Genomic DNA, 15,194 nt, shown 5'->3' with positions numbered 1-15,194 from the left:
TTTCAGGCGCCCTGCCACGTTTCCCTTCGGCTTTTCGTCTTCATCATGATCAAGCAAGCGCTCATCTCCGTTTCCGACAAGTCCGGCATCGTCGACTTCGCCAAGTCGCTGTCGGACCTCGGCGTCAAGATCCTGTCGACCGGCGGCACCGCGAAACTGCTCGCGGACGCGGGTCTCTCCGTCACCGAGGTCGCCGACTACACGGGCTTCCCGGAAATGCTGGACGGGCGCGTGAAAACGCTGCATCCGAAGGTGCACGGCGGCATTCTGGCGCGCCGCGACCTGCCGGAACACATGGCAGCGCTTGAAAAGCACGACATCCCGACGATCGACCTGCTGGTCGTGAATCTGTATCCGTTCGTGCAGACCGTGTCGAAAGAAGAGTGCTCGCTGGAAGACGCGATCGAGAACATCGACATCGGCGGCCCGACCATGCTGCGCTCGGCCGCGAAGAATCATCGCGACGTGACCGTGGTGGTCGATCCGGCGGATTACGCGGTCGTGCTCGACGAAATGCGCACGAACAGCAACGCCGTTTCGTACAAGACGAACTTCTGCCTCGCCACCAAAGTGTTCGCGCACACCGCGCAGTACGACGGCGCGATCACGAACTACCTGACGAGCCTGACCGACGAACTGCAACACTCGTCGCGCAACACGTATCCGGCTACGTTCAACCTGGCGTTCAGCAAGGCGCAGGACCTGCGCTACGGCGAAAACCCGCACCAGAGCGCCGCGTTCTACCGCGACCTGGCGGTGCAGCCGGGCGCGCTGGCGAACTACGTCCAGTTGCAAGGCAAGGAACTGTCGTACAACAACATCGCCGATTCCGATGCTGCGTGGGAATGCGTGAAGACGTTCGACGTGCCGGCGTGCGTGATCGTCAAGCACGCGAATCCGTGCGGCGTGGCAGTCGGCGCGGACGCGAACGAAGCGTATGCAAAGGCGTTCCAGACCGATCCGACCTCGGCGTTCGGCGGCATCATCGCGTTCAACCGTGAGGTCGACGAGACGACCGCGCAGGCAGTGGCCAAGCAGTTTGTCGAAGTGCTGATCGCCCCGTCGTTCAGCGCGGCGGCCCGCCAGGTGTTCGCGGCCAAGCAGAACGTGCGTCTGCTGGAAATCGCCTTGGGCGAAGGCCATAACGCGTTCGATCTGAAGCGCGTCGGCGGCGGCCTGCTGGTGCAATCGCTCGATTCGAAGAACGTGCAGCCGCGCGAATTGCGCGTGGTCACGAAGCGTCACCCGACGCCGAAAGAAATGGACGACCTGCTGTTCGCATGGCGCGTCGCGAAGTACGTGAAGTCGAACGCGATCGTGTTCTGCGGCAACGGCATGACGCTCGGCGTCGGCGCGGGCCAGATGAGCCGCGTGGACTCGGCGCGTATCGCCAGCATCAAGGCGCAGAACGCCGGGCTGACGCTGACGGGTTCGGCCGTGGCGTCGGATGCGTTCTTCCCGTTCCGCGACGGTCTGGATGTGGTGGTCGCGGCAGGCGCAACCTGCGTGATTCAACCGGGCGGTTCGATGCGTGACGACGAAGTGGTCAGCGCGGCGGACGAGCACAACATCGCGATGGTGTTGACCGGCGTGCGGCACTTCCGGCATTGATTTTGGCTTCGCGGGCGGCGTGGGTGTTGCGCGGCGCTCGTCGAACCTCGCTGTCGATGAAACGGCCCGGCGGAGATTCCGCCGGGCCGTTCTGCTTTCTAGCTATGGGGCGTGCCCGGCCGCTCAATCCTCTTCCTTGCGGTCATAACCGCCGCTGACGTCTGCGTGCTGGCTGATGTAGGTGCTGAGCCCCTGCCCTCGCCGCGCAAGGCGCTTGAGCGTGGCGACATGTTTCGCGCCGACACTCGCCGATGTGTACCAATACGTGACGCCCGGCCTGAAGCGGACCGCGATGAAGTCGTCACCGATTTCATAGGCTACGACGCCTGAGTCGCCGCTGAGATTCCGATAACGCTCCATCCGCGTTGCCTCCTGTTGGCCCGGTTGCGCCTGTCCCGTTCGTAGCGCAGCAGTTTTTATTCCGCCGGCTTCGCGCCGCGCCGCCCGCCGCACGGCGCGTTCGTTGTAGTATCGCAAGCACCCAGTTTTTACCGCACGTGCGGCACCTCATGAGAATTCTCGGCATCGACCCCGGCTTGCGCGTGACCGGCTTCGGCGTGATCGATCAACACGGCCACCGGCTCAGCTACGTCGCGAGCGGCACGATTAAAACCGCCGACGCCGACCTGCCCTCGCGTCTCGGCACTATTTTCGAAGGCATTTCGACGCTGATCCGTCAGCATTCACCGGATCAATCGGCAATCGAAAAGGTGTTCGTCAACGTCAACCCGCAATCCACCCTGCTGCTTGGCCAGGCTCGCGGCGCGGCGATCTGTGGGCTGGTGGCGGGTGGCGTGCCGGTTGCCGAATATACGGCCTTGCAGTTGAAGCAGGCCGTGGTCGGCTACGGCCGCGCAACCAAAGAGCAGATGCAGCAGATGGTGGTCCGGCTGCTCAACCTCTCCGGCGTGCCCGGCACCGATGCGGCCGACGCCCTCGGCATGGCGATTTGCCACGCACATGGGGGCTCGACGCTGAGTACGCTGGGTGGTATTGCACCGTCGCTCGCGAAAAAGGGCTTGCGTGTGCGGCGTGGACGGCTGGTGGGCTAGGCCCTCAGTTCCGGCTCGCCAGCGCAAGCCGGCAAGCCAGCCCGGCAAACACGGTTCCGAGCAGATACTGCGGCAGGCGCGACGGCCGGCGCCCGGCACTGAGCTTACGGCTCAGCTTGCTCGCCATCAGAATCACCGCGCCGTTCACACAGAAGCCGATCAGATTCAGCACGGTCGCGAGCACCATGATCTGCAACGCCACCGAGCCCGCTTCGGGCCGCACGAACTGCGGAAACAGCGCGAGGACGAACAGCGCGACTTTGGGGTTCAGCAGGTTGGTGAACAGACCTTGGCGGAATATCCGGCCAACCGGGTAACGGCTCATCGACGCATTCGGCGACAGCACGGTGCCTTGCGTGCGGAATGTCTTCCAGGCGAGATACAGGAGGTAAGCGGCGCCGACGAAACGCACGACGTCATAGGCCATCGGCACGGCCAGAAACAGTTGCGACAGACCGAATGCGGCGGCCAGCGCATGACAGTAAGTGCCGACCAGGATACCCGCCAACGAGGCGAAACCGGCGGGACGTCCCTGGCTCACGCTGCGCGAAGCGATCAGCAGCATGTCGGGGCCGGGCGTGGCGGTCAACGCGAGACACGCACCGGCAAACAGCGCGAGAGTGGTGAGGCTTAGCATGGACGCTCCTTCTGGTTGTGCCGGGCGAGAACCCGCCAAAAGGGATCTCAGTCTAGTGGGCCGTAACACGCCGGTCAACCGCGATCGCGGATAGCGCGGCGCGCCACTGCACAGCGGGCCGGTACGCCACCGCGCTGCCAGACCCGCCGCGCATCCACTGCGCTACACTCGCCCTTTCTCTCGAGATTGAATCCGCCATGATCGGTCGCATTGCCGGCGTTCTGCTGGAAAAAAACCCGCCACATCTGCTCGTCGACTGCAACGGCGTGGGTTACGAAGTCGACGTGCCAATGAGTACGTTCTACAACCTGCCCTCGACCGGTGAGCGCGTCGTGCTGCTCACGCAAATGATCGTGCGTGAAGATGCGCATCTGCTCTATGGCTTCGGCACGGCCGAGGAACGCTCGACCTTCCGCGAATTGCTGAAAATCACCGGCATCGGCGCACGCATGGCGCTCGCCGTGCTCTCCGGCATGAGCGTGCATGAGCTCGCGCAGACCGTCACCATGCAGGACGCTGCGCGCCTGACACGCGTGCCCGGTATCGGCAAGAAAACAGCCGAGCGCCTGCTTCTCGAACTGAAGGGCAAGATCGGCGCCGATCTGGGCGCAATGGCTGGCACGGTGTCGGCGTCCGATCACGCCTCCGATATCCTGAACGCGCTGATCGCGTTGGGTTACTCCGAAAAAGAAGCGCTGGCGGCCGTCAAGAACGTGCCAGCGGGCACCGGCGTTTCCGAAGGGATCAAGCTCGCGCTGAAGGCGCTCTCCAAGGGTTAATAGCGCATGCCGTGACGGTGGCGCTGCGTGCGACATGTAGAGCTTCGCACATGGCTGCGCGACGCGCACCCTGGCCGTTCGGCCGGGTTTCGCCACGGGCGGGGCGCGGTACAATGACCGCATGATCGAAACCGACAAACTCGCCGCCGAGCGCATCATCGCGGCCACGCCCGTCTCGCCGAATGAAGAAGCGTTCGAGCGCGCGCTGCGCCCGCGCCAGCTCGACGAGTATGTCGGGCAGGAAAAAGTGCGCGGTCAACTGGAAATCTTCATTGAAGCCGCCAAGCGCCGCTCGGAGTCACTCGACCACGTGCTGCTGTTCGGACCGCCCGGTCTCGGCAAAACCACGCTCGCGCACATCATCGCGCGGGAAATGGGTGTCAATCTGCGGCAAACGTCCGGCCCGGTGCTCGAACGCGCCGGCGACCTTGCCGCGTTGCTCACCAATCTGGAAGCCAACGACGTGCTGTTCATCGACGAAATCCACCGGCTCTCGCCGGTCGTCGAAGAAATTCTGTATCCGGCGTTGGAGGATTATCAGATCGACATCATGATTGGCGAAGGACCGGCCGCGCGCAGCGTGAAGCTGGATCTGCAGCCTTTCACGCTGGTCGGCGCCACCACGCGCGCTGGCATGCTGACCAATCCGTTGCGCGATCGCTTCGGCATCGTCGCACGGCTCGAGTTTTATAACGCCGAAGAACTGGCGCGCATCGTCACCCGTTCGGCGTCGCTGTTGAATGCGCAGATTCACCCGGATGGTGCGTTCGAAATCGCCAAGCGCGCGCGCGGCACGCCGCGGATCGCGAACCGGCTGTTGCGCCGTGTGCGCGATTTCGCCGAGGTGAAGGCGGACGGCAATATCACCGCGCAGGTGGCCGACGCCGCGCTCAGAATGCTCGACGTGGACGCGGTCGGTTTCGACCTGATGGACCGCAAGCTGCTTGAGGCGATCCTGCACAAGTTCGACGGCGGCCCGGTCGGCGTCGACAACCTCGCAGCGGCAATCGGCGAAGAGCGTGACACGATCGAAGACGTGCTCGAACCGTATCTGATCCAGCAAGGCTTCTTGCAGCGCACGCCGCGCGGGCGTGTCGCCACGCTGCTTACGTACCGGCATTTCGGCCTCGCCGCGCCGGACGCTTCGAGCCCCATCCCTGGCCTGTGGGATTCGGCCGCGACCTGAACGTCGCGCCTCTGGCCACCGGCAGCGCCCCCACGCTTGAGAGTTCGGGAAGCGCGCCGCTTAACGCCCCGGTTCCGGCATCCGCTTGAAGCTATCGTCGGTGCTCGGCGCATCGAGATGCGACACATCGGCCCACGCGACGACCGTTGCCTTGCTGCCGTCGTCGGCGTAGTCCACTACATTGATGCTCGCATTCAGCAGCGCGTAATCGCGCGGCGCTTCGAGTGGCAAACCACAGGCAAAACGGCGCACGCAGTCCAGCACGCCGCCATGCGCGACGACAGCGATTCGTCCGCCCGGATGCGCCGCCACCAAAGGTTCAACCGCATGCAGCACGCGATGATAAAACACGCGCTGCGATTCGCCCTCGGGCGGCGCGAAACCCGGATCGCGGGTTTGCCAATGCGCGTATTCATCGGGGAAACGGACTGCAATCTCGTCACTATCATGCCCCTGGAACGCGCCGTATGAACGCTCGCGCAAACCTTCACGCAACTGCAGTGGCAAGCCGAGCGCGTCGGCGATCGGCTGCGCAGTCTGCTGTGCACGTTGCAGATCGCTCGAATAAATCGCATCGAGCCGCGCGCCCTCTTTCACCTCATTCGCGATACGGCGCGCGAGGCGTTGTGCCTGCGCGAGGCCGGTCGTCGCGAGTGGGATGTCGATATGGCCTTGAATGCGCTTGATCTGGTTCCAGTCGGTCTCGCCGTGGCGAATGAACAGAATCTGCGTGGTCATGGAATGAGTGGGCGCCAGTAGCCGATTTATGCCGAGCCGCTATTGTCGCAAAAAGCGGCTGGAGAAGTAGAGGCGTGCCGCCGCGTGCGCCAGGCGCGCGGTAGTTGAAATTCAGGCGTTGGTCTGCAGCCAGAACGTGACCGGCCCGTCGTTGACGAGCGACACCTGCATATCGGCGCCGAATTCGCCCGTCTCGACGATCGGGTGTTTGGCGCGGGCTGCTGAGACGAAGTAATCGAATAGCCGCTTGCCCTCGTCGGGCGGTGCGGCGGGCGTAAAGCTGGGACGCAGGCCGCTGTTGGTGTCCGCGGCCAGCGTGAACTGCGAAACGAGCAGCAGGCCACCAGCGCGCCCTGCGCCGTCGAGGTTCTGCACGGAGAGATTCATCTTGCCGGCCGCATCGCTGAAGACACGGTAGCCGAGCATCTTGGCGAGCAAACGGTCGGCGGCGGCTTCGGTGTCGCCGCGTTCAGCGCAGACGAGCGCCAGCAGGCCCATCTCGATCGCGCCGGTCACGCGCTCGCCCACGCGCACTTCCGCGCGCCGAACACGCTGGATCAGCGCGATCATGCGTTCGACTCCGGATGCAACGACGCTTGCGTCACCATCGTGCTCATCGTGCTATGGCCGCACGGTCAAGCGGTCAGCGTGACGCGCGCAAAGCGGCGCTTGCCGACCTGCACGACGTACTCGCCGGCCTCGACCTTCAAGCCCTTGTCGGACACGGTCGCGCCATCGATCTTCACGCCGCCCTGCTCGATGTTGCGCAGCGCCTCGCTGGTGGACGGCACGAGGTTCGCCTGCTTGAGCAACTGGCCAATCGCGAGCGGCGCGCCCGCGAGCGTCACCGCCGGAATGTCGTCCGGCACGCCGCCCTTCGCGCGATGGTTGAAGTCTTCGAGCGCGCGCTCGGCGTCGGCTTGCGAGTGAAAGCGCGCGACGATTTCCTGGCCGAGCATCACCTTGAAATCACGCGGATTGCGGCCCGCTTCGATCTCTTTCCTGAAGCCGGCGATCTCATCCATCGGACGGAACGACAGCAGTTCGAAGTAACGCCACATCAGGACGTCGGAGATGCTCATCAGCTTGCCGAACATGTCCGTCGGCTTTTCGCTGATGCCGATATAGTTGTTCTTCGACTTCGACATCTTCTCGACGCCGTCGAGGCCCTCGAGCAAGGGCATCGTCAAGATGCACTGCTGCTCCTGGCCATACTGCTTCTGCAGCTCACGGCCCACCAGCAGGTTGAACTTCTGGTCGGTGCCGCCCAGCTCCAGATCCGCATTGAGCGCGACCGAGTCGTAGCCTTGCATCAGCGGGTACAGGAATTCATGAATCGAGATCGGCACACCGCCCTGGAAGCGCTTGGTGAAATCTTCGCGCTCGAGAATACGCGCCACCGTGTAGCGCGACGCCAGCTTGATCATGCCGTCGGCGCCGAGCGGCATCGACCATTCGCTGTTGTAGCGGATTTCGGTCTTCTCGCGGTCGAGCACCAGCGCGGCCTGCTCGAAATACGTTTTCGCGTTCGATTCGATCTGCTCGCGCGTAAGCGGCGGACGCGTGGCGTTGCGCCCCGACGGGTCACCAATCAGCGACGTGAAATCGCCGATCAGGAAAATCACCGTATGACCCAGGTCCTGCAACTGGCGCATCTTGTTCAGCACGACCGTGTGGCCGATGTGGATGTCGGGCGCGGTCGGATCGAGGCCGAGCTTGATACGCAGCGGCTTGCCTGTCGCCGCGCTCCTGGCGAGCTTTTGCGCGAATTCGTCTTCGATCAGCAGTTCGTCGACGCCGCGCTTGGTAACGGCGAGCGCATGACGGACTTCGTCGGTGATCGGGAAGGCGGCAGCGGGATTAGGCTTGGTGGACTCGGTGGTCATGCTGGAAACGTGAAGTCGCGAAAAAAGAGATTGTCCCATAGATGCGCGCCGCCGCGCCCACTGACTGGGCCATAAGCCCCCTGCCGGCGCATGATTTCGGCGTGGCCGACCGCGCCATTGGCGTTGCGACGCTTTATATTCGGCCGCGCTTGCGTCGATAATCTGCTAAAACGGATCGCAATAAGTCATCGAGAGGAGCAGCAACGTGGCGCAAGACCCAGCAGATGGCGTCTACTTTGGATTGATGTCCGGCACGAGCATGGACGGTGTCGACGGTGTCGCTGTCCGGTTTGCCCAAGGCAAACCGCCGGTGGTGCTGGCCGAAGCGTTTGTCGGCTTCGCGGCAGGTTTGCGCGAGGCGCTATTCGCGCTTCAACACCCGGGCGACAACGAGATCGAACGCGAAGCGCTGGCCGCCAATGCACTCGCCACGCGATACACCGTTTGCTGCCACGAGTTGCTGCAAGCCAGCCGCGTGCCGGCCTCGGAAGTGCGCGCGATAGGCGTGCATGGCCAGACGGTGCGGCATAGGCCGGAAAAGGGTTACACGCGGCAGATCAACAATCCCGCGCTGCTCGCGGAAATGTTGCATATCGACGTGGTGGCCGACTTCCGCAGCCGCGACGTCGCGGCCGGCGGCCAGGGCGCGCCGCTCGTGCCCGCGTTTCACGCCACGGTGTTCGGCGCGAAAGACGAAACCCGCGTGGTCTGCAATCTCGGCGGGATCAGCAATATCACGATCCTGAACGCGACCGGCGGCGTGCGCGGCTTCGACTGCGGGCCGGCGAACGCGCTGCTCGACGAATGGGCGCAGCGCCATATCGGCAAGCCGTTCGATGAAAACGGCCATTTCGCCGCGAGCGGACAGGTCGACCGGACATTGCTGAATGCGCTGCTCGATGAGCCCTTTTTCTCGCAACAACCGCCGAAAAGCACGGGTCGCGACCTGTTCAACGCGCAATGGCTGGATGCCAAACTCCAGCCCTTCGCATCCCTCGCCCCCGCCGATGTTCAAGCCACGTTGGTCGCGCTGACCGCGGTAACGGTGGCTCGCGAAATCGAACGGCATGCATCGGATGTGAAGGCGGTCTACGTGTGTGGTGGCGGTGCGCGCAATCCGGAGATTATGAAAGCCCTGCAACAGGCGCTCGAAGACAGCGGCGTGAGCGGCGTGCCCGTTATGACGACCGACGCGCTCGGCGTCCCGCCGAGCCAGGTCGAGCCGCTGGCGTTCGCATGGCTCGCCATGCGCTGCGTGGCGCGCCTGCCGGGCAATTTGCCGGCCGTCACCGGCGCCGCAGCGGAACGTGTACTAGGCGCGATCTACGCACGCTAAGCCAGGTATCTGGGTTTTAGCTCAGGCAATAAAAAACGGGGCCGAAAGCGGCCCCGTTCTCTTTACAACCTGTCGCCTAACCAGCCATCAAACCGAGAATGACGAACCGCAACCGCAGGTCGTGGTCGCATTCGGATTCTTGATGACAAACTGGGCGCCGTTGATGTCGTCCTTGTAATCAATCTCAGCGCCGACCAGATACTGGTAACTCATCGAATCGATCAGCAGCTGGACGCCGCTCTTGTTCATGACGGTGTCGTCTTCGTTGACGGCTTCGTCGAACGTAAAACCGTACTGAAAGCCCGAGCAGCCGCCGCCCTGCACGAAAACGCGCAGTTTGAGGTCCGCATTGCCTTCTTCTTCGATCAGTTGCTTGACCTTGTCAGCCGCTGCGTCGGTAAAAACGAAGGGGGCGGGCATCTCGGTCACGGGTGTATCGGTGACTGCGTTCATTCGAACTCTCCAAAAAGCTTCTAACCGCTATTGTAGGGCTGATCTCAATATCGTGCTGAAGCCCACAAAACCAATGGGTTCTTCCAGGAAACACAAGCGAGCGGGGCGCCAGCCGCCGTCAGCCTGCCTGAGCGGCTTACCCCGCCGCCAAAGCGAAAAAAACGTTGCCGCCAACCGACGTGGAAAACCATAAAAAAAGCCGCCTTCGCGAAAGCGTTGGCGGCTTTTGCAGCGCTCCGGCACGAAGGCCGGATCGCACCCGAAGCGATTAACGCTTCGAGAATTGCTTCCTGCGACGTGCCTTGTGGAAGCCGACCTTCTTACGTTCGACTTCACGAGCATCACGCGTAACGAAGCCAGCCTTCGACAGTTCCGGCTTCAGCGTTGCGTCGTAGTCCATCAGCGCGCGGGTGATGCCGTGGCGAACCGCACCGGCTTGACCCGTTTCACCGCCACCGTTCACGTTGACTTTGATGTCGAACGTGACGCCGTGGTTCGTGAGTTCCAGCGGCTGACGCACGATCATCAGCGACGTTTCGCGCGAGAAGTAATCGGCGATAGGCTTGCCGTTTACAATGATCTCGCCCTTGCCAGCCTTGATGAAGACGCGTGCGACGGCGCTCTTGCGGCGGCCCGTGCCGTAATTCCAGTTACCGATCATGTGGGCTCCCCTTAGATCTCGAGCGCTTTCGGCTGTTGTGCCGAATGCGGATGCGTTGCTTCAGCGTAGACCTTCAGCTTCTTGATCATCGCGTAGCCGAGCGGGCCCTTCGGCAGCATGCCCTTGACCGCTTTCTCGAGCGCACGGCCCGGGAAGCGTTCTTGCATCTTGCCGAACGTCGTTTCATAGATACCGCCCGGGTAGCCCGAGTGACGGTAGTACTTCTTGTCAGTAGCCTTGTTGCCCGTGACACGCAGCTTGCCGGCGTTGATAACGATGATGAAATCACCGGTGTCGACGTGCGGAGTGAATTCAGGCTTGTGCTTGCCGCGAAGACGGTGTGCCACTTCGCTGGCGACACGCCCGAGAACCTTATCCGTCGCGTCAATCACGTACCATTCACGCGTAACCTCATGGGCTTTTGCGGAAAACGTCTTCATGATCGATCCAAAAAAATTGCTGCGCCCAATGTGTTTTTTCCTGCTTGTAGTGTGCGCATCGAGGCGCGTGCAGGCTCTCCCTGGTTCTTCCTCCGCGGGCGCGGATGCGGAAAAGCTCTGAATTATAAAGGAAAATCAAGGCGCAAGTCAAAAGTGGCGCCTGACGTGGCGCGACGGCCCGGCGTGAATGCCGATGGCCACTCGTGAAAGTGAATTTTCTTCATCGAAAACGGTGTTCCACGTCACGAACTGCGCCTATTGCGACATCAAAACGCACAAATCGATAGCCCGGGTTTGCTAAGGTTGTCCGACTTTCACTCCGTAAGGATCCCCAATGCTCCGGATCGGTCTGGCGGACGACCATCCCGTGATCATGGACGCGCTCGAATCGGCCTTTGTCGAAGCGGGCGGATTCAGCGTCGTGTTCAAGGCGCGCACCGGCGCCCAGTTGATTGAGGCGCTGCGCGCCCACCCCTGCGACGCCGTGGTCACGGATTACTCCATGACCCAAGGCATGTCCGGCGGCGACGGCCTCGCGTTGATCGCGCAGTTGCTGCGCCAGTTTCCCACCGTGCGGGTCATCGTCTTCACCATGCTCGCCAATCCGGCGCTCTGCGAACAGCTCGCCGCGCTCGGCGTGCACGGGATCGTCAGCAAGAGCGACGACCGCGCCGAAGTGCTGGCCGCCATGCGCGCGCTATCAGTCGGCGGCGAGCCACCTATTCTATCGCCCGGCGTGCGGGCGTCGATCGGCGCGCGCAGGAGCCGCGCGCCGCAGCGGCTCAGCCAACGAGAAACCGACGTGGTCCGGTTGTTCGCTCAAGGCCATTCGCTCGACGAGATCGCGACCAGTCTGAATCGCGCCAAAACTACCGTGGCCACGCACAAACAGAACGCCATGCAGAAGCTAGGGCTCACGAGCAACGCGGACCTGGTGCGCTACGCCTACGAGCTCGGCATTGCCTGACACGCGAGACCCGGGCGCAACCAGGCGCACGGCGAGCCGGTTGCGGCGGGCTCTCGCGGCGGCGGCCTGGGTCATGATGCTGGCGGCGGCTCCCCGCCTCAGCGCCGCTGGCATTGCGTCCGGCGCTGAGGCGTCGGAGCGCGCCAATCCGGGGCTGCTGGCTCGGGCGCCCGACCGCCAGAGCGCGTCCTCCGCCGCGCCGCTGCGTCTCGGCAGCCAACTGGCGCCCACCCGATTCGCCGCGCCGCTGACGCTCACGTCCCGTCAATGGCTCGCCAGTCACCGCATGCTGACCGTGGGCGTGTGGGGCAACGACTACGCGCCGGTCCAATTCCGCCCAGGTAACAACACGATGGCCGGCATTGCCGCGGACTACCTGCACCTGCTGGCCAATTCGCTCGACACGCCAATCCGCGTCCGCTGGTTCGCGAGCCAGGCGGCTGCGCTCGCGGCCCTCAAGTCGCATGATATCGAACTGCTCAGCGTGATCGGCTCGCCGGGCGCCCGGGCGTTCGACGACGTCGAGCGCGTGCCGTATCTGCGCATGCCGCTCGCGATCGTGCGTCGCGCCGGCCCCGCGCTGGACACAGACGGCGCGTGGCATGGACGCGCGGCCGTCGTCGAAGATCAGCGGGACGCCCTTGCGGTGCTGCGGCGCCATCAGCCCGCAGCGGCCCCACCGCTCGACGAACCATCGCTCTACCGGGCGCTCGCCGCCGTCTCGCTCGGCGAAGCGGACTATTACATCGGCGACCTGGTCTCCGCGACGTTTTGCGTGGAGCAAGGCATGTATCTCAACCTCCGCGTGGCGCGAGTCGACAGTGCGCAAACCGCGTTTTCCGTCGCCGTGGCGTCCGACCGGCCGGCCTTGAAAGACGCCGTCGAGACCTCCTTCGGCGCACTCCCCGCGTGGCTCGAAGCGAGCGTGCTGCGCCGCTGGGCGGCCGGCGCGGCGCAGGATATGCAGGACGGCCCGCTGCCGTTGAGTCCGGCCGAGCGCGCCTGGATCGCAGCGCACCCGGTCGTGCCGGTGGGTGTCGATACGGCCGACGCGCCGTACACCTTCGTGGATTCGGCCGGCGAATTCTCGGGCGTGCACGCGGAATTGCTCAAGCTGATCGGCCGGCGCACGGGGCTGCGCTTCAAGGTCGTCGCGCGGGACACCCTGCCGGCGCTGGAGGCGGATCTGCGCGCCGGACACACCGCGCTCGTCACGACGCTCATGCCCACACCCGCGCGCAACGCCTTCATGGCGTTTTCCGACCCCGTCATGCCGCTGATCTGGGCAATCGTCGCGCGCGAAGGCGACGCGTCCATCACGAGTCTGCGCAGTCTGCACGGCAAACGGCTCGCGCTGGTCACCGGACATGCGCTTGCGAGCGTCGTGCTGGCCGTGCATCCATCGATCCGGCTCGTGTTCGTGCGCACCGCCGCCGACGCGCTCGATCTGGTCGCCCGGGGCGGCGCGGACGCCACGCTGCAAACCATGGGCGGCGCGAGTTATTCGATCGAGCGATTTTTCCCCAACCGGCTGCGCATCGCCGGCACCGCGTTCGACGACCCCGATCAGGTCCGGTTCGGCGTCTCGCCCGCGGCGCCCGAACTGCTCGGCATCCTCGACAAGGCGCTTGCCGCGATCACGCCGGCCGAGCGCGCCGCGATCGCATCACGCTGGCTCGCGCACATCAACTATCCGAGCAGCACGTGGGACAGTCTACGCCGCTCGGTATTCCGCTGGCTGCCGTGGGGACTCGCGGCGCTGGCGCTCGCGGCGGTGTGGAACAGCCTGCTGCAATACCAGATCCGCCGACGGCGCCAGGTGGAGCGCGAACTTCGAGCGGCGCGCGATGCTGCCGAACGGGCAAGCGCGGACAAGAGCGAATTTCTCGCGCTGATGAGCCACGAAATCCGCACGCCGATGAGCGCCGTGCTCGGCCTGCTGGAACAGGCGCAACGGCGCGCCGCAGCGGGCATCGCCGATCCCGCGCCGCTGGCGATCGCGCGCCGCTCGGCGCTTGGTCTGCTGGAACTGGTCGGCGATCTGCTCGACGTGCACAAGTCCGAGGCCGGCGAGCTGCGCGTCACGCCGCGCGCCGTCGATCTGCGCGCCCTGCTCGCCGAGACCGCGACGCTTTTCGCCGCCGCCGCGCATGAGAAAGGCATCGAACTGCGCGCCGAGACGGCGCCCGATGTGCCGCACGGCGCCCGCTTCGATCCGCTCCGGCTTCGCCAGGTGATCGGCAACGTGCTGTCGAACGCGGTGAAGTTCACCGAGCGCGGCGAGGTCGTGCTGCACGCTTCGCTCGGGGTCGATCCGGATGGCAAGCCAATCTTGTGCATCGACATCCGCGACACCGGCGAAGGCATTCCGCCCGACGAACTCGACCGTCTGTTCGAACCGTTCAGACAGACTTCGGCGGCGGCGGTGCGCCGCGGGACGGGCCTGGGCCTCGTGGTCGTCAAGCGGCTGGTCACGCTGATGAACGGCAGCGTGGACGTTACCAGCGCAGCAGGCCGCGGTACCTGCGTCCTGCTGCGCCTGCCGTGCATCGCGTGCGATCCGCCGGCCGCGGCATCCGGCGACGGGTTCGAGTCCGGTTCGTCAGGCGCTCCGGCGAGGCTGCGCGCGGGCGCTTCGTTGCGCGTCCTCGCGGTCGACGATCATCCGTTGAACCTGCGCATTCTGGCGGACCAGTTGAGGGAACTGGGTTGCACGCCCGTCGAGGCCTGCGACGCAGACACCGCGCTGGCCACACTCGACTCCGGCGTGGACCTGGTGTTCACCGACTGCAACATGCCGGGCATGTCGGGGCTCGAACTCACGCGTCTCATCCGCGCCGCCGAAAACGGCGCCGTGCGCCCTCGCCTGCCGATTCTTGGCTACACCGCCAACGCGCTGCCCGAGGCGCATGCCGATTGCCTTGCTGCGGGTATGGATCAGGTGCTGGTGAAGCCACTTGCGCTGGGGCAACTCGCGGCTGCGTTGGCGCGCTGGTTGCCGGCGCGCTTCGTAATGAGCGAGGCCCGCGAGCCTCCCGCATGCGAAGCGGCGCCGCAACCGGTCACACCCGAACTCGCCGCCAGCCTCGCGGAGGATCTCGCTGCGCTGAAGGCCTCGATTGATCGCGGCGCATGGCAAACCGCCGCCGACTATGCGCATCGGATGCGCGGCGTGATCGCCTGTGCGTCGCCCGATGAAGCCGTCGATCACGCCTGCATCGTTCTGGAGATGCAGGCCTGCCGACGTGCGCCGGATGTCGCCACCGCATTGGACGCGCAGTACGCGCGACTCGAAGCGCTGCTGCAACGTCACGTCGCCGTCGTGAACGCAGGCCGTCTCTAAAAGAAACGGCCTGCACTTTCGAATCTATACGATGGTGGGCGCCCTCACGGCCGGGCAAAGTGTCATCGAACGGCACACCCCGCCGCTCTTAACCTGAAGTAGAAA

15 protein-coding genes are annotated in these 15,194 nt (G+C 64.4%); 7 read left to right on the top strand and 8 right to left on the bottom strand.

Annotation, left to right across the window (positions count from 1 at the left end):
* Positions 1-45 precede the first annotated feature (45 nt).
* A complete protein-coding gene (purH, locus tag HWX91_RS15215; protein ID WP_028196376.1) occupies positions 46-1,611 on the top strand; it encodes a bifunctional phosphoribosylaminoimidazolecarboxamide formyltransferase/IMP cyclohydrolase in 1,566 nt (521 codons plus the stop codon).
* Between the two features lie 123 nt (positions 1,612-1,734).
* Here the strand turns inward: purH and HWX91_RS15210 are convergent, their stop codons facing one another.
* Entirely contained in the window at positions 1,735-1,971 is a 237-nt protein-coding gene (locus HWX91_RS15210; protein WP_028196377.1) for a hypothetical protein, read from the bottom strand.
* Between the two features lie 149 nt (positions 1,972-2,120).
* On the opposite strand from HWX91_RS15210, the gene ruvC reads away from it, so the two are divergent.
* The gene (gene ruvC / locus HWX91_RS15205) at positions 2,121-2,663 is read left to right on the top strand and encodes a crossover junction endodeoxyribonuclease RuvC (RefSeq protein WP_028196378.1); all 543 of its coding nucleotides are present in this window, start codon (positions 2,121-2,123) and stop codon (positions 2,661-2,663) included.
* 4 nt (positions 2,664-2,667) lie between these two features.
* On the opposite strand, the gene HWX91_RS15200 is transcribed toward ruvC, so the two are convergent.
* On the bottom strand, positions 2,668-3,300 hold the full coding sequence (locus HWX91_RS15200; RefSeq protein ID WP_028196379.1) for a LysE family translocator: 633 nt from the start codon (positions 3,298-3,300) through the stop codon (positions 2,668-2,670).
* A 197-nt stretch (positions 3,301-3,497) separates the two neighbouring features.
* On the opposite strand from HWX91_RS15200, the gene ruvA reads away from it, so the two are divergent.
* The gene (gene ruvA / locus HWX91_RS15195) at positions 3,498-4,079 is read left to right on the top strand and encodes a Holliday junction branch migration protein RuvA (RefSeq protein WP_028196380.1); all 582 of its coding nucleotides are present in this window, start codon (positions 3,498-3,500) and stop codon (positions 4,077-4,079) included.
* Positions 4,080-4,200: 121 nt separating this feature from the next.
* Entirely contained in the window at positions 4,201-5,265 is a 1,065-nt protein-coding gene (gene ruvB, locus HWX91_RS15190; RefSeq protein WP_028196381.1) for a Holliday junction branch migration DNA helicase RuvB, read from the top strand.
* Between the two features lie 60 nt (positions 5,266-5,325).
* On the opposite strand, the gene HWX91_RS15185 is transcribed toward ruvB, so the two are convergent.
* From HWX91_RS15185 to tyrS, 3 genes are all read right to left on the bottom strand, one after another.
* Positions 5,326-6,003, bottom strand: coding sequence for a histidine phosphatase family protein (locus tag HWX91_RS15185; RefSeq protein ID WP_028196382.1), 678 nt, complete (start codon positions 6,001-6,003; stop codon positions 5,326-5,328).
* Between the two features lie 111 nt (positions 6,004-6,114).
* Complete coding sequence (gene dtd / locus HWX91_RS15180; RefSeq protein WP_028196383.1) at positions 6,115-6,573, bottom strand: D-aminoacyl-tRNA deacylase; 459 nt, start codon at positions 6,571-6,573, stop codon at positions 6,115-6,117.
* A 65-nt stretch (positions 6,574-6,638) separates the two neighbouring features.
* Entirely contained in the window at positions 6,639-7,889 is a 1,251-nt protein-coding gene (gene tyrS / locus HWX91_RS15175; RefSeq protein WP_028196384.1) for a tyrosine--tRNA ligase, read from the bottom strand.
* Between the two features lie 205 nt (positions 7,890-8,094).
* On the opposite strand from tyrS, the gene HWX91_RS15170 reads away from it, so the two are divergent.
* Positions 8,095-9,225, top strand: a complete 1,131-nt coding sequence (locus HWX91_RS15170) for an anhydro-N-acetylmuramic acid kinase (protein ID WP_028196385.1) — start codon at positions 8,095-8,097, stop codon at positions 9,223-9,225.
* Positions 9,226-9,312: 87 nt separating this feature from the next.
* Here the strand turns inward: HWX91_RS15170 and erpA are convergent, their stop codons facing one another.
* The 3 genes from erpA to rplM all read right to left on the bottom strand — a co-directional run bounded on the left by erpA (position 9,313) and on the right by rplM (position 10,779).
* Complete coding sequence (gene erpA / locus HWX91_RS15165; protein ID WP_007180424.1) at positions 9,313-9,678, bottom strand: iron-sulfur cluster insertion protein ErpA; 366 nt, start codon at positions 9,676-9,678, stop codon at positions 9,313-9,315.
* A 268-nt stretch (positions 9,679-9,946) separates the two neighbouring features.
* Complete coding sequence (rpsI, locus tag HWX91_RS15160; RefSeq protein WP_007180423.1) at positions 9,947-10,339, bottom strand: 30S ribosomal protein S9; 393 nt, start codon at positions 10,337-10,339, stop codon at positions 9,947-9,949.
* Positions 10,340-10,350: 11 nt separating this feature from the next.
* Positions 10,351-10,779, bottom strand: coding sequence for a 50S ribosomal protein L13 (gene rplM, locus HWX91_RS15155; protein WP_007180422.1), 429 nt, complete (start codon positions 10,777-10,779; stop codon positions 10,351-10,353).
* 334 nt (positions 10,780-11,113) lie between these two features.
* Here rplM and HWX91_RS15150 point away from each other — a divergent pair, with 334 nt between their 5' ends.
* A complete protein-coding gene (locus HWX91_RS15150) occupies positions 11,114-11,746 on the top strand; it encodes a response regulator (RefSeq protein WP_028196386.1) in 633 nt (210 codons plus the stop codon).
* Positions 11,739-15,089 carry an ATP-binding protein gene (locus HWX91_RS15145; protein ID WP_127837951.1) on the top strand — a complete coding sequence of 1,117 codons (3,351 nt, stop codon included), beginning with the start codon at positions 11,739-11,741 and terminating at the stop codon, positions 15,087-15,089. The genes HWX91_RS15150 and HWX91_RS15145 overlap by 8 nt, the downstream gene beginning before the upstream one ends.
* Positions 15,090-15,194: the final 105 nt, after the last annotated feature.

The sequence above is a fragment of the Paraburkholderia fungorum genome, assembly GCF_902833645.1.
GTDB classification, from domain to species: Bacteria; Pseudomonadota; Gammaproteobacteria; order Burkholderiales; family Burkholderiaceae; genus Paraburkholderia; species Paraburkholderia fungorum.
This window is presented reverse-complemented; position numbering and strand designations above follow the sequence as displayed.